General features: G+C 39.8%; 16 protein-coding genes and 1 tRNA gene. 9 read left to right on the top strand and 8 right to left on the bottom strand.

Annotated features, from left to right (window positions below; translation table 11 throughout):
• Positions 1-12: 12 nt before the first annotated feature.
• Positions 13-3,216, bottom strand: coding sequence for a SusC/RagA family TonB-linked outer membrane protein (locus BM107_RS08965; protein WP_090982438.1), 3,204 nt, complete (start codon positions 3,214-3,216; stop codon positions 13-15).
• A gap of 507 nt (positions 3,217-3,723) precedes the next feature.
• On the opposite strand from BM107_RS08965, the gene BM107_RS08960 reads away from it, so the two are divergent.
• The 5 genes from BM107_RS08960 to BM107_RS08940 all read left to right on the top strand — a co-directional run bounded on the left by BM107_RS08960 (position 3,724) and on the right by BM107_RS08940 (position 10,326).
• The gene (locus BM107_RS08960; protein ID WP_090982436.1) at positions 3,724-6,894 is read left to right on the top strand and encodes a ligand-binding sensor domain-containing protein; all 3,171 of its coding nucleotides are present in this window, start codon (positions 3,724-3,726) and stop codon (positions 6,892-6,894) included.
• Positions 6,879-7,700, top strand: coding sequence for a response regulator transcription factor (locus BM107_RS08955; protein WP_090982434.1), 822 nt, complete (start codon positions 6,879-6,881; stop codon positions 7,698-7,700). The genes BM107_RS08960 and BM107_RS08955 overlap by 16 nt, the downstream gene beginning before the upstream one ends.
• 491 nt (positions 7,701-8,191) lie before the next feature.
• A complete protein-coding gene (locus tag BM107_RS08950; RefSeq protein WP_244278774.1) occupies positions 8,192-8,632 on the top strand; it encodes a DoxX family protein in 441 nt (146 codons plus the stop codon).
• A gap of 173 nt (positions 8,633-8,805) precedes the next feature.
• Positions 8,806-8,890 (top strand) — tRNA-Ser (locus BM107_RS08945).
• Positions 8,891-9,117: 227 nt separating this feature from the next.
• Positions 9,118-10,326, top strand: a complete 1,209-nt coding sequence (locus tag BM107_RS08940; RefSeq protein WP_090982430.1) for an ATP-binding protein — start codon at positions 9,118-9,120, stop codon at positions 10,324-10,326.
• A gap of 42 nt (positions 10,327-10,368) precedes the next feature.
• Here BM107_RS08940 and BM107_RS08935 read toward each other — a convergent pair whose 3' ends face one another.
• From BM107_RS08935 to BM107_RS08925, 3 genes are read right to left on the bottom strand one after another with little or no spacing between them, the layout of a single operon-like run.
• Positions 10,369-10,824 carry a pyridoxamine 5'-phosphate oxidase family protein gene (locus BM107_RS08935; protein ID WP_090982428.1) on the bottom strand — a complete coding sequence of 152 codons (456 nt, stop codon included), beginning with the start codon at positions 10,822-10,824 and terminating at the stop codon, positions 10,369-10,371.
• 30 nt (positions 10,825-10,854) lie between these two features.
• Positions 10,855-11,892, bottom strand: coding sequence for an alcohol dehydrogenase AdhP (gene adhP, locus BM107_RS08930; protein ID WP_090982426.1), 1,038 nt, complete (start codon positions 11,890-11,892; stop codon positions 10,855-10,857).
• A 52-nt stretch (positions 11,893-11,944) separates the two neighbouring features.
• Entirely contained in the window at positions 11,945-12,820 is an 876-nt protein-coding gene (locus tag BM107_RS08925) for a universal stress protein (RefSeq protein WP_090982424.1), read from the bottom strand.
• 371 nt (positions 12,821-13,191) lie between these two features.
• Here BM107_RS08925 and BM107_RS08920 point away from each other — a divergent pair, with 371 nt between their 5' ends.
• Complete coding sequence (locus tag BM107_RS08920) at positions 13,192-13,731, top strand: P-loop NTPase family protein (protein WP_090982422.1); 540 nt, start codon at positions 13,192-13,194, stop codon at positions 13,729-13,731.
• Between the two features lie 50 nt (positions 13,732-13,781).
• Here BM107_RS08920 and BM107_RS08915 read toward each other — a convergent pair whose 3' ends face one another.
• From BM107_RS08915 to BM107_RS08905, 3 genes are all read right to left on the bottom strand, one after another.
• Positions 13,782-15,005, bottom strand: coding sequence for a DUF4272 domain-containing protein (locus tag BM107_RS08915; RefSeq protein WP_090982420.1), 1,224 nt, complete (start codon positions 15,003-15,005; stop codon positions 13,782-13,784).
• 173 nt (positions 15,006-15,178) lie between these two features.
• Positions 15,179-19,120: a Dyp-type peroxidase gene (locus BM107_RS08910; protein WP_090982418.1), complete on the bottom strand. Its 3,942-nt coding sequence runs from the start codon at positions 19,118-19,120 to the stop codon at positions 15,179-15,181.
• Between the two features lie 413 nt (positions 19,121-19,533).
• A complete protein-coding gene (locus tag BM107_RS08905; RefSeq protein WP_090982416.1) occupies positions 19,534-21,393 on the bottom strand; it encodes a LuxR C-terminal-related transcriptional regulator in 1,860 nt (619 codons plus the stop codon).
• Positions 21,394-21,589: 196 nt separating this feature from the next.
• Between BM107_RS08905 and BM107_RS08900 the strand changes: the two genes are divergently transcribed.
• The 3 genes from BM107_RS08900 to BM107_RS08890 all read left to right on the top strand — a co-directional run bounded on the left by BM107_RS08900 (position 21,590) and on the right by BM107_RS08890 (position 23,196).
• Complete coding sequence (locus BM107_RS08900; protein WP_090982414.1) at positions 21,590-21,916, top strand: magnetosome magnetite crystal formation protein family; 327 nt, start codon at positions 21,590-21,592, stop codon at positions 21,914-21,916.
• Between the two features lie 94 nt (positions 21,917-22,010).
• Positions 22,011-22,667, top strand: coding sequence for a suppressor of fused domain protein (locus BM107_RS08895; RefSeq protein WP_090982412.1), 657 nt, complete (start codon positions 22,011-22,013; stop codon positions 22,665-22,667).
• Positions 22,668-22,674: 7 nt separating this feature from the next.
• Entirely contained in the window at positions 22,675-23,196 is a 522-nt protein-coding gene (locus BM107_RS08890) for a hypothetical protein (protein ID WP_090982410.1), read from the top strand.
• A 13-nt stretch (positions 23,197-23,209) separates the two neighbouring features.
• On the opposite strand, the gene BM107_RS08885 is transcribed toward BM107_RS08890, so the two are convergent.
• Positions 23,210-25,054, bottom strand: coding sequence for a helix-turn-helix transcriptional regulator (locus BM107_RS08885; protein WP_090982408.1), 1,845 nt, complete (start codon positions 25,052-25,054; stop codon positions 23,210-23,212).
• Positions 25,055-25,199 lie beyond the last annotated feature (145 nt).

Genomic DNA, 25,199 nt, shown 5'->3' with positions numbered 1-25,199 from the left:
GTCTTTTTCATGTTACAGCGTTAATTTAAGTCCGATGTTAAAAAACTTGTTCTGAGGATACTGTAAACCGTTATCATCTGCGATTTCGGGGTCAACACCATAATCGCTCAGGTTATCGATAGAAAACAGGTTGTAACCATTTACATAAACCCTGGCATTTTGAATCTTGATTTTTTCGGCCCATCTTTTTGGTATGGTATAGCCTATCTCAAGCGTACGGGCACGTAAATACCTTACATTATGCAGCCAGAAAGTAGAATTTTTGTTGTAGTTGCTGTGTCCGCCGTCATTAAAGCGCAATGCAGGGTATTTCCCGGGGATCCATGCGCTGTTCAGATCGTATGGATTGGTACGATGCCAGCTGTCATCAGCAAAGTTCTGCAATAAAGCACCTGTGTTCTGAAATGCCCAGCGCTGTTCCCAGTTCTGGTTCCAGGAGTACATAGCACCGCCTGAAAAATCTGCTGTAAAATCAAAGTTTTTATAAGAACCGCCAATGGTGAAACCAAAACCGACATTTGGCTGGCCTGTTGTGGTATATCCGATCGGTCTTTGATCCAGGTCATTAATTACACCGTCACCGTTTTGATCCTTATAAATTAAATCGCCAGGTAATAAAGAGCGGTTTCCCTGTCCATCGATGTTTACTTTATAATTATTGATCTCGTCAATGTTCTGAAATTGTCCGGTTACTTCATATCCCCAAAAAATATCAGTGTATCGTTGGTTCCTGATATTTCTGTATTGATCCCATGAATTGCCATAACGTGGCTTATACTGATCTAAAAATTTTCTCCGGCTGATGGAGATATTTCCACCCACGTTGTAGTTGAATTCTCCGATCTTATCCCTGTAATTTAACGCAAACTCGGCTCCGAACTGTGCATCGCTTTCCAGGTTTTCAGGGCTTAAACCGTAGCCCAGTTCAATCGGAACCACTACATCATTTTTAATGGCCGGCAATCCGGTACGTTTTCTATAAAAATAGTCAGCAGTTCCTGAAAGCTTGCTATTGAACATCACAAAGTCCAGACCGATATCAGTGATCTTGCTCTCGAACCAGGTAAGGTTGTTGATCACTGGGCCTTTATCCCTTGAAGTGGTGATATTCTTTCCATCTAAAATTACAGTACCCTGGTTATAGCGGTATCCCGGAATGTAGGCAAAAGGATCGATACCCAGATCATCATCTCCCAGTACGCCATACGAAGCCCGAAGTTTCAGATCATTTAAAATGGTGCTTTCACCTAAAAGCGACTTCATAAATTTCTCCTGGGTAATTCTCCAGCCAATGGATGCGGAAGGGAAATAACCTACACGCCTGTCGGGAGCAAACTTCCACGAGGCATCTCTACGGCCAGAAAGTTCCAGGTAATATTTATTGTCATAGTTATAGTTTAACCTGGCTACATATCCGATACGGGCTTCTTCTTCCTGAATATCGGCGAAGTCCTGCCCGTCCATATCTGCAAACTGCAAAACAGGCAAAATATTCGTTTGTGGTACCGCATGCTGGAAAGTATAAGTCCTGAAACGATCTAAACGCTCTGCTACTAAAACACCACCAACAGTATGTTTGCCAAAAGTGCGGTTATAGTTGGCCTGCAACTGATAAGTATTGGTGTATATCTTTTCGTTCCTGCGTTCCCGGTAAGGATTAGAGCTTCCTACTTTTTCTTCATAAACACCGGTTTCAGGGTGGTAACTATATACATTGTAGGTATACTCATGACCATTGATCACATTATCGGCGATATAATAAGAATACAAACCTTTAATTTCCAATCCTTTGATAGGCGTATCATAACTGGCTGATAAATTGGTCTGTAAAACCCTCCAGTCTGATTTCCAGTATCCACTTAAGGCTTTACTTTGCACGGCGAACTGTTCGGTATTATGCCCGATATCGTTCGGATAATCAGGATTACCATTGGCATAAGCCTGCTCTGTTGGCCTGTTTCTCAATAAAGCAAAACGGGCGGCCCAATAATCATCTCCACCCGGTACACCCGGCTGGTCGCGGCTCTCAATACGGCCATTAATAAGCATCCCCACTTTAAAACGGTCGGTTATTTTAGCTTCAATATTGCTTTGGATATTGGTTCGGTTAAAATCGAACTCCCTTGCCTTTCCATATACCCCCTTTTGATCTAAGTGTGTGCCCGAAAAATAATAATTTACTTTGTCGCTGCCACCGGAAGCACTTAAATTAATGGATGATTGTGGGGCATTGGGCGCAATGATGATATCTTTCCAGTTCTGGCTCTGGTAACCATATTCTGTTCCGGCTTTCCATTTATCCAGTTCGGCCTGGGTAATATCAGTTTTGCCATTCTGATTCAATTCTGCGGTAGCCTTTCCTAACATCCATTGGTAAGCATCGGTTGTTTCAGGGAAACGTACCCAGTTCTGCCATCCGGTATATGCATCAACACTAAAGGTATTACGTGTACTGTTTTTACCCCTCTTGGTCGTTACTAAAATTACCCCGTTAGCAGCCCGGCTACCATAAATAGCGGCCGAAGCATCTTTTAGCACACTAATGGTTTCAATATCGTTGGGAGAAATGTTATTAAACTGACCCGCATCCTGCTGAATCCCATCTATAACATATAAGGGGTTGCCCATGTTACGGATCTGGATGTTGGCACTTGACCCCGGTCTGCCATCAGGCATCCTGAACGATACACCAGGCAGTTTACCGGCAAGGCCCGTACTCACGGTAGAGCCACCATGTACTTTTTCCAGGTCTTTACTGCTAATGGAAGAAATGGCCCCCGTTATGGCTTCCTTTTTCTGTGTGTTATAGCCCACTACCACCACTTCTGAAAGATCGTTATTGGAGGGTTTAAGTTTAACATTAACCTGCGAACGCCCTGCAAGGGCGATTTCCTGATTGACATAACCTACATAAATAAAAATCAGGGTCGCATTTTTGTCTGCCACCTGAATTTTAAATTTTCCGTTAGCATCTGTTGTTGCCCCCGTACTTGTGCCCTTAATTTTAATACTGGCACCTACAACTGTTTCGCCCTTTTCGTCGGTCACGGTACCGGTAACGGTACTTTGTTCCTGCGCAATAAGCTGAAATGAAAATAAGAGTAAGGTAATCGAGGTTAAAATAGCAGAACGGATTTTGCTTTTCAAAAATAGCTTTTGAAGCAAGTACCAATCCGGGCTTAAAAAGCCGTCACGGGAGAATAAACTTCTTTTCATATTTGGTTAGAGATTTGGTTTTTACTGGAAGTAAATGGTTTTAGTTCCAATTAATTCTTTTCAAAGATTCGGTTTTTAGCTTTGCGCAGGGATACGCATTTGTATCAATCTTTCTTCATTTTGTCTCGATTTGTATTGGAGGGATTACAGAAATATAATTAACCACAGATAAGAAGGATGCACACAGACAATTTACTTAGGGCAACGTTTTGCAATAACTTAGCTACAGATAGAAAAGATGCACACAGGTTTTACGTTTTATCAAGTTTAGTTAGAGGTTTATAAAGCCGTGGGGTTTGCGTTTGGATTGTAAGGTTTCAGTACAGATCCTTCATCGGTTGGCAGTTATCAGTTTGCAGGTTTCATATCCATAAAAAAATGAGCTTCTATCTTTAAAGCTTTCATAAATAAAATCTGTCTCAATTTTTCTACATATCGGCTCAAATTCAAATAAGCCTGAAAGCAAACCATTTCTTTAATATATTTGAAGCTACTGACCAAGATCTCTTGAAAAAACTCATCATTCTATTGTATCTGTTATTTTCGGCCAGGCTGCTTTTGGCGCAGCCCTACTATTTCAGGCATTACCAGGTAGAAAACGGGCTTTCCAATAATACGGCCTTTTGCAGCGTGCAGGATGGAAACGGTTTTATGTGGTTTGGCACAAAAGATGGTCTGAACCGGTTTGATGGTTATGCTTTTAAAACCTACCGCCACGATCCTGACCAGCCTGGAAGTTTGGGCAACGATCTGATTTATGCGCTCCACCACGATCAGCAACAGACCCTTTGGGTAGGTACAAACAATGGTGTATACCAATATAATCCTGCAAAGGAAAGTTTCGCCATGATTAAGGCGACTAAAGGGATGCGGATTATCGATCTGGCTAGCGATCAGCAGGGAAATCTGTGGATCCTTTCTTCATTCAAAATCTATCTATATCAAAAGCATACCAGGAAAATACGGGCATTTGCGCATAATGCACCATTTGATGCCTCGCTGGTTACCGTTCTAAAAGATGGCAGTGTATGGATCAGTACCGGAAAGGGAACGCTGGAAAAGTACATTCCCGAAAAAAATAATTTTCAGCAGTTCAACATCAATGGAAAAAATGCCAAAGCTGAATACGGGTGGGTATCCAGGATTGCAGAAACTGAAAACGGAAATTTATTGGTCGGCACTACCAATCAAGGAGTTAAACTTTTCAACCCTGTTACCCTAACATCAAAAAATATATTGAAGTTGAACGACGACAAAACGCCAATTTTCGTCCGAGACATAAAAAAGACAGGTCCACACGAGTTTTGGATTGCCACAGAATCTGGTATTTACATTTATAATGACGAGAGTGGAGCTATTATCCACCTCAAAAAGCAGTACAATAACGATTATTCTTTAAGCGATAATGCGGTTTATACCATTTGTATCGACCGTGAAGGTGGTGTTTGGGCCGGCACCTACTTTGGAGGAGTAAATTATTACTCAAGCCATACTTCATTGTTTACCAAATACTTTCCGCAAAATGGCGCCAATTCAATCAGCGGAAGTGATGTAAGGGAAATTACAAAAGATGGATCAGGTAATTTATGGATCGGGACGGAAGATGCCGGCCTGAATAAGCTCCATGTAAAAACAGGCATCTTTAAACATTTTTTGCCAGATGGAAAACCAGGAAGCATTGCTTATTCCAATATCCATGGCTTACTGGTTGATGGCGACAAACTCTGGATCGGTACTTTTGAACATGGATTGGATGTTTTAGACCTGAAAACAGAAAAGGTAATTAAACACTACCAGGCCGGTGTAGGAAACGCTTTGCGTACCAATTTTATCGTTACTTTTTGTAAAACACGATCGGGCGAAATATTGGTCGGGACCATTAATGGCATTTACCGATACAACCGTAAAAGAGATGATTTTGACCCTATTGCAGGGCTTCCTTTTATTTTTTATTATTCGGTTATAGAAGATAGCCAGGGTAATATTTGGGCGGGCAGTTTTAACGATGGTATATTTCAATTTAATTTATCCAAACCAGGTTATGTAAACTACCGGCATACCCCAAATGATGCAAAAAGTTTAAGCCATAACTCCGTAAATAGTATTTTTGAAGATAGCCAAAAGCATATTTGGGTAACTACAGATGGCGGAGGGCTCTGCAGATTCGACCGGCAGAAACATCAGTTTAAGCGCTATGGAGTAAAAAATGGTTTTCCCAGCAATTACCTGTTCCGCATTGAGGAAGATGCCTTAAACAAGTTCTGGATCAGCAGTACCAGGGGGCTTATCCATTTCGATCCGGCTACGGGCTTAAGTAAAACCTATTCAAAAGCTAACGGATTACTTTCCGATCAGTTTAATTACAGTTCTGCCTATCAGGATGAAAGTGGTCAAATCTATTTCGGTGGTGTAAAAGGATTGGTCAGTTTTAATCCAGCCAATTTAAAGACTTCAACGTACGCGCCACCCGTATTTTTGACCGGATTTCAGATCAACGGTTCAGAAATGGGTCCCAACGTGAAAGATCCGCTCTACAATAAATCCATCGTTTATGCCGATACTGTCGAACTTAATCATAATCAATCCTCTTTCAGCATCGATTTTGCGGCTTTAAGCTACCTATCGCCCGAAATGACCGAGTATGCTTATAAAATGACGGGGCTTTATAAAAACTGGGAATATCTAAAAACCAACAGGAAAGTTTATTTTACCAAACTTGCGCCTGGCAATTACATTTTTGAGGTAAAAGCACTCGTTGAAGGAAGCAACAGTTGGAGTACCAAAAACACTAAACTGCTGATTAAAATATATCCTCCTTTTTACTTCAGTCCCCTTGCCTATTTAATTTACCTGATGGCCACAGGCGGAATTATTTTCTTCCTGGTACGAAGTTACCATCGGAAAATTGCAGTAAAAAACAGCAGGCGGATGGAAGTTTTTGAGCATGAAAAACAGAAGGAAATTTACCAGGCCAAGATCGAATTTTTTACCAACGTTGCTCATGAAATCAGAACGCCGCTTACGTTGATCATCGGGCCGATGGAGAAACTGATTAAACAGGCAAATGCTATACCTGCGATAGAAAAGAATTTGCGGATTATGGCCCGGAATACTGATCGATTGCTCAAGTTAACGAATCAATTATTGAATTTCAGAAAGACGGAAACCAGCGAATTTTCATTAAACTTCGTAAAAGCCGACATTTCTGAAATTCTAAAAGATATATTTCTACAGTTCCAGCCAGCTGCAGAACAGCAAAACATTGTTTATAACCTTCATTTACCGGAGCGAAACCTCCATGCCTATATCGATATTGAAGCTTTTTATAAAATAATCAGCAATCTGGTCAGCAATGCGCTTAAATATGGAAGAAGTACTGTGGAGATCAACTTATCGTTGCCGGAAAGCGGTCAGTTTATGGTGAAGGTTAAAAATGATGGGAACAGGATTCCTATAGAAATTAAGGACAAGATATTTGAACCTTTTTTCAGGGGCAAAGAAACAGCGGTAAAGGCAGGGACAGGAATAGGCCTATCGATATCAAAATCGCTTGCGCAGCTGCACAGAGGGGAACTTTATTTGGATTTTAATGAGGATGGATTTAATATCTTTGTATTAGCGCTGCCGATCCATCAACGGATAGAATTTAACCTGAACGGAAAATGGAAGAAATTGTAACTGGGTTTACCATTAAAGATACTGATGAAGACAGGGCTGTGGTGTTATTGGTTGACGATAACGAAGATATCCTTGATTTCATTTCGGATGATCTGGAAGAAAAATATCGTGTATTACAAGCCAGAAACGGTAAAGAGGCCTTTGCTATATTACAAAGTGAAATTGTCCAACTCATTGTCAGCGATGTGATGATGCCCGAAATGGACGGTTTTGAATTTTGTGCCAAAGTAAAATCGACTATGGAGTTCAGCCATATCCCTGTAATCTTGCTGACTGCAAAAAATTCGTTGCAATCTAAAATCGAGGGGTTAGAACTGGGTGCCGATGCCTATGTAGAAAAGCCTTTTTCACCCGAGTTTTTACAGGTACAGATTTCCAGTCTGCTTAAAAACAGAAACAAGATCAAAGAATATTTCTCCAATTCTCCCCTCCTCCACCTGAAAAGCATGGCCTATTCTAAGGCAGATGAGCTATTTTTGGAAAAATTACAAGATACCATTAACCAGAACATCAGCAATCAGGATCTTGACGTGGAGCATCTGGCAGAAAAGATGAACATGAGCCGGCCAACACTTTACCGGAAAATTAAATCCATTTCCAATTTAAGTCCGAATGAACTGATCAATTTAGCGAGGTTGAAAAAAGCTGCGGAACTTTTAAATGAGGGATTATTGAAAATTTACGAAATCTCGGAGTTGGTGGGTTATAGTTCACAATCACATTTTGGAAGAAATTTTGCAAAACAGTTTGGCCTGTCGCCTACTGATTATTTGAACAGCAGGGTTGCAGAAAAGAAAAAAGGGTAATTTAAAGGGTTACCAAGCGCGAAGAATCTTAAGTGAGAGGGCTTTTTCAGCCGACGAAGCAATTTTAATACACACGCTAGCAGCGATCGTTGTGAGATTGCTTCGTACCTTATAATGACGTTTATGTAAAAACTGATGTTCAGTGTTATTTTTTTAACCATATAAGACATTTAAGGACCGTATAAGCTTACGTGTTCTTATATTTCTTATATGGTGAGAAAGCCTAAAGGATTATTGAATGAATTAGACACCTTAGCTCAATGAGTTTTACAGGATGCAAAATCTTAAACCTAATAAATCAGAAAGTGCATATAGGACCTCATTCCTTTTTTTTTTAGGACACTGAATTGATGGTTACTCCCCAATGACGATCTTTCTTTTCATACATCAATTCCTTCTATTCCCATCTCAAAATCAAACATTTAGGCAGCTATTGTTATTCTCTTTTATTGTGCGTAAATTGTATTAACCAAAATATATAAGTCATGAATATGCTTAAGAAAATCGAAAACTGGGGCGATCACCACCACCCAAAATGGCTTGATTTTTTCAGAATCTTATTGGGCCTCGTGTTAATGTGGAAAGGCATTGATTTTTATATCAATATGCAAGCTTTTAGTAATTTAATGAGAGGTGCTTTTCTTGGTACGGCAATCAGCATCAGCCTGCTGGCGCACCTTATTATTGTTTTACATATTATCGGTGGTTTGGCCATCACACTGGGTACGTACACCCGCACATTCTGCCTGATAAACCTACCGATATTAATCGGTGCCGTATTCTTTATCAATATATCTGGTGGAATTTTTAAACCCTATTCTGAATTCTGGATTTCCATTTCTGTACTGGCCGGATTAATCTGTTTCGCCATTGAAGGAAATGGATATTTATCTGTTGAACGACAGAAAATTAATCCTAAAGAAGCAGTTTAGTTAAAGTTAACGGTAACCAATTGTGACGATTAACGGCATGAAACGGCCGTTTAGGTATGCTTTTTTATTTTTGTATGCATTCTAACTAAATGATTAGCAAGGCTTAAAATATTAATTAAAATATTTGATCGGAAAAGGTTTGGAGATTAACGCCAAATTCCTACTTTTGCAGCGGAGAGCTGGCAGAGTGGTCGAATGCGGCAGTCTTGAAAACTGTTGACTGTAACAGGTCCGGGGGTTCGAATCCCTCGCTCTCCGCATCATAAAAAAAGCCTGAAATCGAAAGATTTCAGGCTTTTTTCGTTTTGTCTCGTCTTTACAATCTCTTTTAACTTATACCCAAAATAGTTTTAAACAAATAGAAAAATTTTGGTACGCAATGTTTAGGATCGATTATTTCAACATAATACCTTTTGGTCGTAAACTACAATAGTTTTGTTTACTAAACAAAACTATTGTAGTTTTGTATCAAACACTTTTTTTTTATGATACCTCAAAATATCCTTAATCAGATTGTCCAGGCGCAAAGTCTAAATATAGCAAATAAAGATACAGGGCTAAAAAGAGATGCGCTGCCACTACTGCCAAATTTAGCTTCCCATGCTCTTATTGTATCAGGAATAAGAAGGTGCGGAAAAAGCACTTTACTATTTCAATTATTAAACAGTAAATATCCTGGAGCGTTATACCTCAATTTTGAAGATCCCAGACTATATGAATTTGAAAGCAAGGATTTCCTAAGGTTAGATGAGTTGATCAGAGAGCAAAAACGTTCTGTTCTAATGTTTGATGAAATTCAAATTATACCTGAATGGGAAAGATATGTACGACAGAAATTAGAGGAAGGTTTTAAGGTTGTTGTTACTGGTTCAAATGCCTCACTGTTGAGCAGAGAATTAGGAACAAAGCTTACGGGGAGGCACATTACTAAAGAGTTATTTCCTTTTTCATATCATGAGTTTATCTCTCATCAAAAACTAAAGCCTTCAACTGAATCGCTAATTAACTATTTGACAACCGGAGGCTTTCCCGAATATATTAAAGAAAGAACCGATGATATCCTAAATCACCTTTTTGAAGACATACTGATCCGTGACATCGCAGTGCGTTACAGTATAAAAGATATAAGAACACTCCAGCGCCTGGCCCAGTACCTAATCTCAAATGTTGGGAAGCCTGTATCGGGCAATAAGCTTAAAAACATTTTTGAAGTAGGTGCAACCAGTACTGTGCTGGAGTATTTATCACATATGGAATACTCCTATTTATTACATTTTGTACCGAAATTTAGTTACTCTCTAAAAAAACAAATTGCAAATCCAAGAAAAGTATATGCAATTGATACAGGTCTTATCAATGTAAATTCAGGATCTTTTACCGAGGACAACGGACGTAAATTCGAAAACCTCATCTTTTTGCATCTTCGCCGAATTTATAAAGAAATCTATTATTTTTCAGAAAAAGGAGAATGTGACTTTATTGCATTTAAAAACGGGGCTTTTTATCAAGCGATTCAGGTATGTTATGAACTAAATCCAGACAATCTTGAAAGAGAAGTTAATGGTATGATTGAAGCCTTGGAATTCTTTAATATCGAAGAAGGAATTTTGGTTACCATTTCCCAAAAGGATTTATTCGAAAAAAATGGTAAGGTGATTCGCGTTATTCCTGCTCACGAATATCTGCTTAACTAGCAACAACTCGTAATTAATGGCTATCCTGCCCCATTAAACTTATTAATTACTCCTGTCATTAACCTCAAACCTGCCCGTTTTTAAGTCCAGTACAATTTTAAACACGATGATTTCATCATCATGCGCATCTGTTTTGCCTGTGCCATGCGATGGCAGCTCAGATGGTGTATTGGTTAAAGGCATCATCCGATGGATAATCCCCTGTAAAACATTTTGTTTTTCTGAAGTATCAGTGATTTCTTCAAATTTACCCCAGCAAACCACACTTTTCCAGTTAAAGGTATCACGAATCTGATCAGCCTGGAAGCATACCTGTGGATTGCTTCTCATCATCCTGATTTTTTGTCCGGGAGCAGAATGGGCATAAACTTTACCATTGCTATACACATAATTAATGGGTACGATATAAGTCATCCCCTGTACATGGCAACCTAAACGACCGATACATTGTTCTTTAAGGAGTTTTTCAATATCCTCTTCTTTTAATGTCCCTAACATTTTCGAAAAATTAATGTTGAATAATTATTGCTACTGGCCTCCTGAAATATCTAAAACAACCCTGCCCTCTATTTCTCCCATTTTCATCTGTTCAAACACATCGTTGATGTCTTCCAGTTTTGCATGATTAATCTGCGCCCTTACCTTGCCATCCACAGCGAATTCGATAGCTTCCTGCATATCTTTTCTCGTACCTACAATAGAACCCCTGATCGTGATCCTGTTTAATACGGTATCAAATATGGGAAGATCGAAACTGCCCGGGGGTAATCCGTTTAGCGACAAAGTACCTTTTCTCCGCAATGCAGAGAGCCCCTGACTAAAAGCGATTGGCGATACTGCAGTAACCAATACGCCGTGCATTCCCCCTGTTTGTTTTTTAAGGAATTCCCCTGGGTCCTGTTCAAGTGCATTAACCACAATGTCGGCACCTAATTTTCTGGCCATATCCAATTTATCGTTAGCAACATCAATCGCAGCAACCTGTAAACCCATGGCTTTTGCATATTGAACCCCTAAATGGCCTAATCCGCCAATGCCTGATATAGCAACCCATTCACCTGCTTTCACCTCAGTTTCTTTCAAACCTTTGTAAACGGTAACCCCTGCACAGATAATCGGCGCCATTTCTGCAAAATTTACGTGCGAAGGAAAATGGGCAACGTACCTGGAATCGGCGATTACATATTCTGCGAACCCGCCATCAACACTATAACCGCCATTTTGTTGTTCGTAGCATAATGTTTCCCAACATGTTAGGCAAAATTCGCAACAACCACAGGCACTGTACAACCAGGGAACGCCAACTACATCTCCTTCTTTAACAGTTTTAACATCATGCCCCATTGCGGCTACCAAACCGATGGCTTCGTGACCAGGTACCAACGGCATTTTCGATTTTACCGGCCAGTCCCCGTTACAGGCGTGCAGGTCGGTATGGCATACACCGCATGAAATTACTTTTACCAGAACCTCGTATTGATTGAGCGGTCTGACTGGCAGTTCTTCTATGGCCAGCGGTCCCCCATACTGGTGGACAACCGCGGCTTTCATTGTTTTAGGATACATATTTTTTTGTTTAGAATAGATTTCACAATTAAGTTTCAGAAATCAACAGGCTTTACATCGGAATGCGGTGTTCGGGTGGTAAAACCAGGAGCGGGATCTGAATATGATCAGACATGGTTAATGTATAGCTACCATTGAACAAGCGATAAAAAAATCCTTGTTTCCGATGTACCATCACGAGCATATCGATCTGACCATTTTCCACGATCCAGTCCAGGCCATCTTTAACCCGCTCGCTGTTTACATGCCTGTGATAGATATTTTTGTAGTTGACCCTATCGGCTACCCGATTTAAAAAATCTTCGGTTTTCTGTTTGTAACCTGCCGGTTCCGATGCTGGATGACCGGTATGCATAATGAGTATATCAGCATTAAAAGGTTTTGCAAATTCGGCAAGTGAACATAAAACGGGGATATCGGTATGACTGAAATCGGTAGCGAAGGCAATTTTTTTTAGTTTTTTAAACTGATAACCACCAGGTATGAGCAAAATCGGTATTTCGCGCTCAATCATTTTTCTGGCATTACTACCGACCAGAATTTTGGAGAGCTTACTTGCACTATTCAAGCCGATTACAATGAGATTCATTTTACATTCAGTAAAATGCTTACCAACCTCATCATCCACTTCGCCATAAACCAGTTTCGAAGACACTTCTGGTTTAAGGCTGTAATCCTTGTAGGCAGCTTCGTACCTCTTTTCGATCTTATGAAGCAATTTCTCCAGGGCTTTTTTAGCATCGTCTTCCATATGGCTGTATTCTTCAGATGGCCAAACCATCGACGCTGCTAAGGGTGGTACGATAGGAAGCTGAAAAACATGGATTAGTTCTAACCTTGCCCCAATATTGTAGGCCAGGTCAGTTGCATAATTTGCTGCATTCTCTGCTGTTGGAGAGAAATCAACGGGTACCAGGATTTTTTTCATATCGTGCGCTGTTTATTAAGCATAAATTTTGAAAAAAATCCATGTTAAAAATGTGAGCAACATCAGCTATTTAAATGATTTTCAACGAAATGCAGTAAAGACCAGGCTTCCTATTGCTTGGCTTCAATAAAGATGGATTTATAATAGAAGATATAATGGCATGGTTATTCCCCGTAATCAAAAGATCTTTAGGAATTTTACTTTTCGTCCAATATTGAACAATCAATAAGCTTAACAAAAGCACAAGCCAGGCTTTGTACCAACTAAGTATATACCTTGCGCCAGATAGGTAGAGACATGTAGACTATAGATAACAATTTATAGGCCATGAATGTTAAATTCAATAAAACAATTTGCAATATCTTTATGCTATGAAAATCCATATCCTTGGTGCATCCTGTGCAGGCTCTACCACTCTGGGCAACGCTTTATCTGTGAAGCTCAACATCCCTTATTTTGATACCGATAGCTTTTTCTGGGAAAAATCTGCTGTTCCGTACACCGTAAAAAGAGACCCTTTATTACGCAATGAGTTACTTAAAGCTGAATTAAGTCTATTAGATAGCTATATCGTTGGCGGCTCGCTGGTAAGCTGGGGCGAGGAATGGAAACAACAATTCGACCTTGCTGTTTTCCTTTACCTGCCAAAGGAAATCAGGATGGAACGCCTCGTGCAAAGAGAAATAGAACGTTATGGAAATGCCATTTATGACGACCCGCAACGGCAACAGTTATTTCTTGATTTTATAGAATGGGCATCGCAATATGAAAACCGTTCTTTTACAGGTAGAAATATCGGGATCCACGAAAGTTGGCTGGAAAGCCTGAACTGCCATGTAATCAAAATTGTGGGTGATACCACTGTAGCAGAACGGTTAAGGCGTATTCTTGAAGCTGTTAACCGTAGGTAATTGAAAGCAGAAATGTAAGTCTTCAAAATTCGTGTAACCCTAACGAATAGCTATGTATCGCAGGTTACATCATCCCATTCGGCGTCTGCATACCGGATGAGCCAATTTAATGCATAATGCCGCTCATAAACCACACCGGGCTGAACAGTAGCCATAACCTGACCATTCAGCCGTGCATCTACGCAAGCCCAATCCAACCGGTAATATAAATCATTGGCATCAAGTAGTTCTTTTACTGTTTTGCTCTTATTGGCTCCAAGGATAAAAAGATTAGGATCGTTATCTCCACCTACCGGGTATTCATCAAGAGTAATATCGTTAAGATTACACAGCTCCTGAGGGAAGCCAAGTTCATCTACCTTATCCAAAGCCCACAAGAGTGTCCAGATGCATTCACTTTTCCATGTTTCGGCAATTCGCTTTTCGGGAGTTGGGTTTAACAGAAAATCTTTTTCATTTGGGGTGGTATCATCCCAAAGTTTATATTCTTTCAAATAATCAATGGCACTTTCTGGGGAAATAACCTCAAAAGCCACAAAATTGGTAACAGCAAGGATGCAAACACGGGTAGCAATCTCTTGGGGTGTTCTGACGGTGATTTCGGCCTCAGATTCAATACAGGGCAAATAATTGTTAACTTTTATTTTCTTCTCTACAAGAAAGGCTTCGCTCGCTGCTTTCCGTTCAAGCTGTTCAGATGACACACCACTTTGATCAACATCATAATATTTGCTTTCAATCTGAACATCTAGTTTTTCAACCTCAGAACGGCCATCTGCGTCCAAAATCAGATTTAAATATTTATCAACAAAATGCTGGCTATCAGACCTGCTGATTAAAGTACCCGGTTGAGTAAAAATTATGGCATCGAAGGATAGTGCTAACCGTTCAATCAATGGTTTAAGTTTTTTGGTATCTCCCTCCTCCTGCCACAATGAATATTCACAGTTAATGGTCTCGATTTTACGGAGCAACAGATTCTTCACCTCTGGTTTCTCGGCCGGTAAAGATGATACATAATTATAGAGTCCATTTAAATTAACCGCTAATGCACTGGTATCTTCGTTAGAAAAACGGTAAGAAACTTTTGCTTTTTCGCGATATGAAATGTTGATTTTCTGGTCGGCACGAAACAAACCACCTTTAATAATCAGTTCAGCATAGTGATTTTCACCATCCTGACTTACGGATAAAATTCCTTTTGGATAAACTTCTTTTAAGATGTTGGTAATTTTATTGAAACCAATATGATGTGAGTAAAAAGTAGCGATCATGCCGAAAGCTAATTATTCTTACACATTAATGCAAATAGACTTTTCAAAAAATCTCAAAAATTAGTTTAGATGCGCAGAAGGTAATTTAAAAAGATAATTTAGTAGAGAGATCTACTTTAATTGATCTCTCTACGTTGCATCTTCCAGACTAACTTTAGTCGGTAAAAACAGTATTAATTAACAGCCATTTGCTGATGGAATGGGCATTTACTGATATCTCCCCCACTCTTATCGGCCATAGCAGGCGCAGCAACGGCAGGCGTAGAAACAGGTCTTCTGCGGTGCTGATCCTGTGTAAGTGGGAACACCGAAGTAAAGAAGTTAGACCAACCGCCTGTACGAACACGCAACAGATCGAATTGCTCTGGCGAACCTACGGCCTGGCCATAAGTATCCGGATTGGCTACCGTAATGGTTAAGATATTCGATGAATGACCTTGTGCAAATTGTTGCATAACCGCTACAATCTTGTCGGCAGGGTAATTTTCATCAATATTATAATCTGTTGGCGCTCCATCAGTCATCATGTCGGTACCCTTTCCTTCAAAGCCCGCAAGCGAGGTTTCGAAACCTGCATATTGGTGGTCAATTGGTAAATCCATCGGACTTGGTGCCGAACTCAAATCTGAAGCTACGGCAGTGCCCAATCGGCGTCCATCGGCACTGGCACCGTTCCATGCACCCATTTCTACATGATTTTCAAAAGTACCCACCCCTGGTTGAATCTGGATCCCGAAAGGATATTCTTCGGTACCGTAACGTACGGCGAGATTTTGTAAAGCACTGTACATCTGTGGTAGCGGTTTGGTAAAGGTTTCTACCGAAATCCTGGCAATGCCTTCTACAATGTTGTTACCAAAAGTATCAATTTCGTGGTGACCGCGGCCATAACGGGGCAAACTTAAGGCAATATCCCTTAAACGTTTAAAGCGATCAGAACGACTGGTAATACGCGATTCGCCCGCCAAAGTACTGATAAAAGGTTCGGTCATTTTATAACCCCAATCGCAGCATAAACATTCTAACAGTTCCGGCAATGTGGTTACGGCATTTTTATCATCAAAAACCATGGTTTTAATGGCATATAAAGAGTTGATGGCCGAACTCAGGGAAATATAACACGGACCGTAAATATTATATTTGGTACCACCGCTGTAAAAATCGAGGCCACGACTTAAACAATCATCCATCAATACGTTTAGTATGGGTGAAGGACAAAATTTGGTATTGGCGCCAAAGCCCATTAGCTGACCATTAAACGCTTTTCGGTTTAACAGTTCAAAATGCTGGAAATAGATTTTAACCAGTTCATCAAAATTTTTGATCTGATCAGCAGGTTTCGAATTAAGAGAAACATTTTGACCGAAAAGATATGATTGCCCAGCTGAAGAATAAGTTCTGCCTTGGTTTAAAGCACACTCTAAAGGCTGCAGAGTAGAAAAACCACCTAATGAGAACCAGTTCTCGCCCGGAAATTGGGGTTCATAACAGCCATCGCAGGCATAATTTTGTGCCGATTGCATGCTTACGTTAGAATACCATTTTTTATTATCCTGCGCAAGGCTTCCACCTACACCATCGCCACTGTGGTACAATCCCTCTATAATTTTTTCATCATTAAGCAATATTGGATGTGCTCCACCCGAAAGGATTGCATGCGCTGCTTCTTCTAAAATATCTTTAGGAATATCTTTACGGGTACGCAAAGATAAACATGGTGCATTTAATGGCAGCCTGCCAGATGCGCGGATAAAAAGTTTTGTAACATGGTTATAAGCCGGTTTTGATTGCTCAAAATCTTCCGTTCCATCTGCTACAGTTCCACCTACGGTAATCTGCTGAATCCATTGCCCTAACGATGCCCCCTGTGGGTAAGGCCCAGAAGCGCCACCCATGGCCAGGTTACCAAAAGGCTGATGATCTTCCATAAAAATCCTGTTCTGTTGTACTTTTTCATCGAGTTTAATGTAAAAAGCATCAATAATTTCCTGGGCTTCATCTTCTGTAACATCGCCTTTTTTGTAGAAAGGATCCAGTAGCTGATCCATTCGTCCAATGGCGGTAGGTTCACCATTTAAGTGCAGGCAGGAATGCAAAGTGAATATAAACTGAACTGCTTCCACAAAAGTTTCGGGTTTATCGGTAGCGAGTTTTTTCATACGCGCTGCAATGGCCAGCAGATTGGCTTTTTCCCAGGCCTGTCCTTCGGCCATTTTATCGGCAGTCTTCCGCGCCAATTTTTCGTAATTGAGGATGTATTCGGTAATACCTAACAAAGAAAGATAAGAAGAACGGTAAAAATCCTGAAGTTCTTTTGTAGTTGCCTTTTGCTCGTAGGCCAATACCTCATCCATCATCTGCTTTAAACCCTTTTGTATGGCTTTTTCATAATGTGGTATCACGTGGCCAACGCCTGAGGCTTCGCTTAAATTGCTTAAAAAGCCATCCATACGTTCGGTTTCAGAAAGATATTTCATTACATAACGGCCTTCACCCAGCGATAGGTTTGGCATGGCACCAACAATAATTTCCTCCGGAGAAATCCGGTAAGTGTCAGATCCGTATACACATTCGCCCTTCGACTCGATAAAGGCCGAATAGGCGTGCAAACTTCCATCAGGAAAGCGGATTTTACGTCCACGGAAACCATATTCAGGAGAGCTGAACAATTGCAGACTCATGCGTACCGCCCAGCCCTTCCTGATCATGATCGATTCTTTCATGATATCAGCGGGTTTATCGCTGCCATGGTAAGCATTGATATAATATTGGAGATCTTCTTTAATCTCTTCCTGTTTACGATTAAAGTACCAGTTATCCTGCCATAATGAGAAAATATTTTCCATTAAGCTCAATATCCGGTTGCTGGGTACCTTAAAATACTGGTTATGCCTGTTGATACCGGTGGCCATGGTAAAAAGGTAATTTTGATGATTGTAATACATCAATCCATTTTCAGACGCGTCCTGGTAATGGCGGTCTAAACGCGACCAATCTACGCCCGGAAATCTCGACCAATCACCTTTATCAACATAAGTAAAATTGTTACTGTAATCCGGATGTTTCTCCAGCTCAAGATCTTCAATACTCGGGATGTAGAAAAAACCACCGAGATCGGATTTAAGGTGATTAAACAAACGGTCGTTCATAAATCCCTTATCGCCACCGATCTGGTTGTTCATAATATTCTCAAGAATAGAAGCCTCTTTGGCAAAACCGGCAAAATAAATGCCTTCTTCATCAGAAACAGTAACCGATTTCGGCGCCCTGAAACCTGCAGATGATTGTTTGGCACGGCCAAACGGTAAACCTAAACGCAATATTGGTGTAGTATTACCATGTTCATCCTGTAATCTTGCGGATTTGATGTGACTTCGCGAATCGCGGTCAGGGATAATGGTATCGTCTGTTTTACGTCCGATCAGGTCTTCGATCTGATCTTCAGTCATCATATTGATCTGGTTCCAGTTAATCAAAAAACGTTGTGCCAATACAAATGAACCACCAAAATGATCCATGTCTTCGCCACCGATTAAGGTATGTTTGGCAATGGTAATTGGATCGGAAGGATTGTTGAGGTTCTCAGAGAAACGACAGCCCAGCACTTTGCCTTTATTGCCATCCTTACTATTTGATTTTGAAGCCGCGTCCTGAGCAAAATAATGTTTGGTTACTTCTTTAAGTGAATTTATGACCAGATCTAACACCAGTTCGCAGGCGTTTTTGCTATCGCTCTTGATGTGAAACCAAAGGTCGCCCGCAGTATCATCAAATACACCTTTTGATGCATCAAAAACATCAGAAGTATAAGGGTCGGCTGCGGTTGGAAAATTGAGGCGCATGCCCTTAGGCAAAGGCAACTTATCGTTATTGCAGATGGCGGCCCAGTTTTTAAAAGAAACACCTAGTATTACAGAGGTATTACGGTCTTTAAGTTCGGGGTGGGTATTGATTTCTTTCCTTAGAGAAGCCATCAGATCAGCCAATTGTTGGCGGCTGACCTGTGTTTTGGCCCAAAAGGTGGTAAAGATGGCGAATGGCGAAGGATAAACTAATCCCCGCTGACAGTGTTTCCATACTTCATCTAATCTTTCTTCCAGTTTTAGTGTAATCATTTTTCGAGCAATTTATATTTGTAGATGGTTAATTATGTCCATTAAAGGATTGGACATTTATAACTGGAAGTAACTAAATTTTTGTGGATTAAAATACCGTATAATCACCCTTATTTGTATAATCAGATAAACCCATTAAGCCAGGGGAGATCAGGACGTCTTCATCCGCACCGCGGTTCAGAAACCAGAATAGTCATTTACAAAAAAACTTAACCTGATAAATCTTGCGTTTTTTTAGGATAATAATTGTTTAAAGGAATCAGAACTATAAATTCTATCTTTCAGTTAAAAAATAATTTGTGGTAAGAATGTAGTCTTTTTAAACAGGCTAAAAGATAGCTACTTATAAATATCATAAGCGCACTAAGTTTTGCGGCAGAACACAGAACATTATTTGTGGGATATAACTATAATTACCTCAATTGTTGTAAAAACAAATTCAGATCTTCTTCCTTACCTAAACCCAACTTTTGTTTAATGCGGTAACGGCTCATGCGTACACTTTTAGGTTCGATACCTAAACGAACAGAAACCTCTTTGTTAGTCAAGCCCATCAACATATAAGAGCAGTATTTTAGATCAAGACGGGTAAGTGCATGGTTGGCTTTTTCCTGCAGGCGTTCAAAAAAAGCGGGATTGTTTTCGATAAAATCTGTCTTGTGTTCTTCAAATACCTTATCCATCTTTTTCTGTTGGTTCACAATCCGTTTAATCTGCTCATCAAGCGAAAGATGGCTTTCAGGATTTACCTTTTCCGGTATAAGCTCCAGCAGTTCGTTTTTTTCTTCGATTTGTAAATTTCCTGCCAATACTTCCTTCTCCAGCCGCTCCTGGCGCTCTTTTAGCAAAACCTGCTCAGTTTGAAGCTGCATCGCTTCTGCCTCTTTTAGCTGCGCCTTCAATTCTACGGCTTTTTTTTCCTGGTCAATCAGTTCCTGCTTCCTGATCGATGCTTTGAGTTTATAATTGTAAGACATCAGCAATAAAAGCAATGCAGCAATCCCCGTTAATCCCGAAATAATATAAAATATATTCAATTTTTTGGTATACCTGGCTTGCTGTTGTAAATAAGCAATCTCCCGCTCATTTTTTTGAGATTGATACTGTGCCTCTATCCTAACGGTACTGTTTATTTTTTCTTCATCAAAAGCCTTTTTATAATAATTAAAATACTGCTTTAAATAATTTAACGCTGCCTGCTGATTACCTTTTTTTTCAGCAATATTGGCAAGCCCCTGGTATATCCTGGCCTGGGTTAGCGGCATTTTCACCACTACTCCCGAAATTTTATCCAATCCGGTGAGGAGTAGTTTTTCCGCTTCATCATAGTTTCCGTCTCGTAATGCATATTCGCTTCTTAACCCATAGCAGTTTAGTAAAACCTCAAGTAAATTTGTCTTTTCAGCAATTCCAATGGCGATATCAACATATTTTTCGGCACTATCACGATAGGAAGCAGGATAATATTGGAAATAGGCGTTGGCGGTATTTAAAGCTGCTGCAGCCGTATTACTGTAGGTGACCATGCGGCCAGCCTGCTCTTTCGAAAGTCGAAGCGACTTTTTATAGGTCAACAAAGCAGAGTCGAGCAGATTACGTTTTAGTGTATCCTGCTTAAAACGGTCATAATAACTTTGTCCAATGGTAAAATAAGCATTGTTTAACAAATCAATCTGTTTACTTTTTATCGCGCTCGAGTAACACAACCTGGCGTATTTTTGCTGTTTTAAAGGGTCATTGCCATAGCCATAAAAACTGGCTAAATAGTGATAAATGGTACTTTCGTAATCATCTACATGCTGGCCTTTAAAAAAATCGAGGGCTTTAAGCAGCTTGGGTACCGACTTATCATTCTCATCGTTCACGAGGTCTAACCAACCACTTCTAAACCAAACAAAGCCCAATGCAATACGGTCTTTTGTTCTTTGAGCATAAACTTGGGCACTATCTAAACTTGCATAAGCACTTTTGAGATCTTTTTTCCATACATATAAATGTACAAGTGTAGCATAGGCCATGGCTTTACTTTTTCCGTCTTTTAACCCCTCTGCAACTTTAATAGCCCCGTTGGCCTGTTGAAAGGATAGTGGAAGGTTTTTTTCAAAATTAGCCTTGGCCAGTTTGCAGTAGATATTAGCCTTTTCTTCTTTTGAAGTGCTTTGCGCCAGCAAATGGTTTAACGAATCTAAATAGATCTTTTGCGCTTCTGCGCTTTTTAAAAAAAATAAAAGACAGAGTAAAATAACCGGTAATTTTTTCAGTGGTAGCTGCATAATCAAAAATATAAAGAAACATTTACAACAACAGAATTACGACAATTAATCGAAAATCAGCCATTTCTACGGCTTTTGTAGTCTCCTTGTAGACGGCTTTTTAAAAATTGGTAGTCGCAGTGTAGGTTCTCCTTTCTTGATGAAACATAAAGGCACAGGTAATTTTGTATTGTTCAATTTACTAGAAATTTAAATTATGAAACAGAAAACAATTGCGGTAGTTGCCTACATTACACTCATCGGATGGATTATTTCTTATCTTGAATTTAAAAAATCGAAAGATAAAAGTGCATTGGCCAATTACCATTTGGGGCAGTCGCTTGGCATTATCATTATTACTATTCTCTTAAGTATCTTAAGCAGTATTATCCTGGCCATTATCCCTTCACTGGGCTTTGTATTTTATATCATTTTATTACTTCCATTTATATTGATGTTATTGGGTATGGTTACTGCCAATAATGGTTTAGAAAAACCAGTTCCTTTAATCGGACGCATATTTGAAGGTAAATTCCATTTCTAACTGAGCTCGTTATGGCTGCCCAGTGAAAATGTAATGGCTCGCATTACAAAATGGCAGCATCTTTGAAAGCATTTTAAACTTAATTAACCTGATCATGAATACTGAACAATATAAACAACTGTTTAACCCAGATGATAGCCCTGGATGGCAGGCGATAGATGATCAACTGGAAAAAATTTATGGTACTACCGAAGCCCGGCATTATCCGCCATTATGCGGAATCCATTATGTAGCTGGGGGAACCGACCCTATAGATGGTGCGAGTATTTATGATAGTAATCACCAAAGCCCTCACCGCCACATCATCAGCTACGGTATGAGCGAACTTTATTACGATGAAGAAAAAGCTGGCGGAGAATTTACCAAGTGGGGCTTTGAATTTACCTTTAGGTTAGCACCATTTAAAGATGATGAAAAAGATCCTATCTGGGCGATCCAGGTAATGAATAATTTAGCGAGGTATGTATTTACAAGTGGTAAATGGTTTGAGGAAAACCACTTCATACCGGCTAATGGACCAATAAGACTGAATACCGATACCCAGATAACGGGTTTTGTATTTGCATTGGATCCGGAACTTGGAAAAATTGAAACCCCTCATGGCGAACTTAGCTTTCTTCAGCTGGTGGGGATTACCGATGCCGAGGTAGAAGAACTGAAAAAAAATCCTTCCATAGGAGCTGTTGAGGAACTGGTTGAAAATCTAAAAAAGGATAACCTTTTATTGATAACAGACCTGAACAGAAAATAAAAAAGCTATGCGAAATATCCTTTTTACACTGCTGATCTTTTGTTTAGCATCTTGTCAATCCAAAAGGGCAGTTCAGCTACATACAGTCCTTTCAAACTCAGAAAGGGCTGTATTTAATATCATGGTGGGTAAAAACGGACCGAACGAAAGAAAACATCACTGTATTATTGATGGCGATTTTAAATGTGCGCTGCAGGCGGTTGACGATAAAGAAAGGGCTTTTAATACGGTAATCAATAAGATAAACGCCGTGGAAACAAACGATATAAAATATGGAAATGACTTAAAGAAAGCAGCGATCAGCTATTATAACGCACTTAAGCAATTCGAAATTTCCGACAGACAGGAGATTGCCCTACAACAGCTAAGCCACGATAAAACAAATACAGCACAGGTGCGCGATAGCGCGATGGCAAAACAGCTGCAATTACTGAACAAAAAACAGGAAATGCGTCAGCTTATTGATAAAAAGGAAAGCCAATTGGCCGAAATACAAAAACAGTTTAACTCAGTTAACCACCTTGATTGATGGGAGAAGCATATTATACCATTTCCTGTAAAAACAGTTTCAGGTCCTCATCCTTACCCAAACCCAATTTTTGCTTTATCCGGTAACGGCTCATACGCACGCTTTTGGCTTCAATATGCATTAGCTGCGCAATTTTTTTGGTATCCATCTTTAAATGAAGGTAGGCACAGAGTTTTAAATCGAGCGGGGTAAGTTTTTGCTGGGCCTTCTGGTTTAACGTAGAAAAGAAATCAGGATGCACCTGCTGAATCTGGAATTTTGCTTCTTCAAAATCATTATCCAACATCAATTCTTCATTCCAGATTTTATTGATGTTGAGCTTTTGGTTATCACTCAGTTTTTCCTTAAGCTGAAACAGCACTTCCTTTTTGTGCTCCAGCTGTAACTGACTGGCCATTACTTCTTTCTGCAATTGCTGCTGCTGACTTTCCAGCAAGAGCTGCTCCGCTTTTAATCTGGCCTGCTCTTCTTTTTCGAATTTCATCAGCAGTTCGGCATCCTGTTTTTCTAAATGCAATTGCCTTTCGCGCTGTAAAGAGTACTTTAACCTGAAGTGGTAAGAACGGAACATAAATATAAGGCCCAAAATGGAGGCAATGGCAATACCGATGTACAGGTACTTTTGTTGCCGCGCATATTGTGCGCGTTGCTTTAATAGCTTTACCTCATTGTTTCTTTTTTCAGCCTCATACTGTACCTCTAATTTTTGAGCATTTAAAGTCCGTTTTTCATCAAAATATCTGCTATTGTATTCGGTTACCCGTTTCTGAAATGCCAAGGCCTTTTCATAGTTTCCCTGTTGCTCATAAAACTTAGCCAGAGCGGTTACAATATTGATTAAAGTGTAATAAGAAGGTACTTTTTGAGTTTTTAATATGCTATAGGCTTCTTGCAGATAGGCTTCAGTCATCACAAAATTTTTGTTCCTCTTGGCATATTCACTTAAAATCCCCAAACTGCTTGCCCTGATTTCTTCACCGTTGATGGCACCTTTCATAACTTCGTTAGCCAATCCAGCATAGCGGATGGCATTGGCTTTTGCAGCCTCATCCGTATCAGAAAAATAACGCAGGTAATAATCTGCGCTATTGATACAGGCAATACCATAAGTTTTGCGGGCAACATATTTAGGATATTGCTGATAAAGGTTTTGGGCTTTATTTAAATAGTAAATAACACTGTCTCGAAACACTGGATTTTTAGTGCTGGCGTAATTATAATCTGCAGCAACAGATAACGCAGTATAACAATTGCCCAACAGATTATAATCGGTAGTTTTCAGGGCATTTTCGGTAGCAGCCCTCGCATATTTATTTACATTTTTAACATCATCCCAATGGGTATTGATCATATAAAGCAGGTAATATATTTTGGCGCTAAGGTAAGGGTCAGCTGTTTTCTCCAACAACTTTAGTGCAAGTCCACAATATTTGGTAATCTGCTCCGAATTATCTATCGCATTATAGAACAAAGCCTGTGCATAATAAGCGTAGGCCATTGCGATGGGCTGCCGCGATTGCTGCGCGATAAACAATGCACTATCGCCAGCTTTTTTTGATGAAACAAAATTTTTGGTTGTGGCATATATACTAGCCTGTATGGTATAGGCTTTCGTAACCTCTGCTAAATTTTTAAATCTTAAAGCTAAAGCTGCGCTCTGTTGAGCTTTTCGTATCGCTGCTTTATAATCGCCATTAATTCTACTTTGCTCCGCAAGCTGCGTTAGCAATGCCGGTTTATCTTTATCGCTTAACTGATTGAGTGCAGTACTATCTAACAAAGTTTGCCCACTCGTCATCAAACAGCTGGCACAAATGATGATTAAGAGAAATATCTTTTTAAAATGTTGATGTTTCATTGGGTAAAATTAACATAAAGATTGGCCTTGATGGTAATTGTAGACAAAATCCGAAAAACCGAAAACAACATAAAAAACTGAAATACAGACAATTAAATTAAGCTGTAGATGTATTGTAGACGTTTTTCAAAATGTTGTAGATGCT

Origin of the sequence: Pedobacter suwonensis (assembly GCF_900111825.1) — a bacterium.
Taxonomy (GTDB): domain Bacteria; phylum Bacteroidota; class Bacteroidia; order Sphingobacteriales; family Sphingobacteriaceae; genus Pedobacter; species Pedobacter suwonensis.
This window is presented reverse-complemented; position numbering and strand designations above follow the sequence as displayed.

Excerpts from the sequence above, each read along its gene's own strand:
- BM107_RS08965 (WP_090982438.1), bottom strand. The coding sequence starts at position 3,216 with ATGAAAAGAAGTTTATTCTCCCGTGACGGCTTTTTAAGCCCGGATTGG.
- BM107_RS08955 (WP_090982434.1), top strand. The coding sequence starts at position 6,879 with ATGGAAGAAATTGTAACTGGGTTTACCATTAAAGATACTGATGAAGAC.
- BM107_RS08950 (WP_244278774.1), top strand. The coding sequence starts at position 8,192 with ATGCTTAAGAAAATCGAAAACTGGGGCGATCACCACCACCCAAAATGG.
- BM107_RS08940 (WP_090982430.1), top strand. The coding sequence starts at position 9,118 with ATGATACCTCAAAATATCCTTAATCAGATTGTCCAGGCGCAAAGTCTA.
- BM107_RS08935 (WP_090982428.1), bottom strand. The coding sequence starts at position 10,824 with ATGTTAGGGACATTAAAAGAAGAGGATATTGAAAAACTCCTTAAAGAA.
- adhP (WP_090982426.1), bottom strand. The coding sequence starts at position 11,892 with ATGTATCCTAAAACAATGAAAGCCGCGGTTGTCCACCAGTATGGGGGA.
- BM107_RS08925 (WP_090982424.1), bottom strand. The coding sequence starts at position 12,820 with ATGAAAAAAATCCTGGTACCCGTTGATTTCTCTCCAACAGCAGAGAAT.
- BM107_RS08920 (WP_090982422.1), top strand. The coding sequence starts at position 13,192 with ATGAAAATCCATATCCTTGGTGCATCCTGTGCAGGCTCTACCACTCTG.
- BM107_RS08915 (WP_090982420.1), bottom strand. The coding sequence starts at position 15,005 with ATGATCGCTACTTTTTACTCACATCATATTGGTTTCAATAAAATTACC.
- BM107_RS08910 (WP_090982418.1), bottom strand. The coding sequence starts at position 19,120 with ATGATTACACTAAAACTGGAAGAAAGATTAGATGAAGTATGGAAACAC.
- BM107_RS08905 (WP_090982416.1), bottom strand. The coding sequence starts at position 21,393 with ATGCAGCTACCACTGAAAAAATTACCGGTTATTTTACTCTGTCTTTTA.
- BM107_RS08900 (WP_090982414.1), top strand. The coding sequence starts at position 21,590 with ATGAAACAGAAAACAATTGCGGTAGTTGCCTACATTACACTCATCGGA.
- BM107_RS08895 (WP_090982412.1), top strand. The coding sequence starts at position 22,011 with ATGAATACTGAACAATATAAACAACTGTTTAACCCAGATGATAGCCCT.
- BM107_RS08890 (WP_090982410.1), top strand. The coding sequence starts at position 22,675 with ATGCGAAATATCCTTTTTACACTGCTGATCTTTTGTTTAGCATCTTGT.
- BM107_RS08885 (WP_090982408.1), bottom strand. The coding sequence starts at position 25,054 with ATGAAACATCAACATTTTAAAAAGATATTTCTCTTAATCATCATTTGT.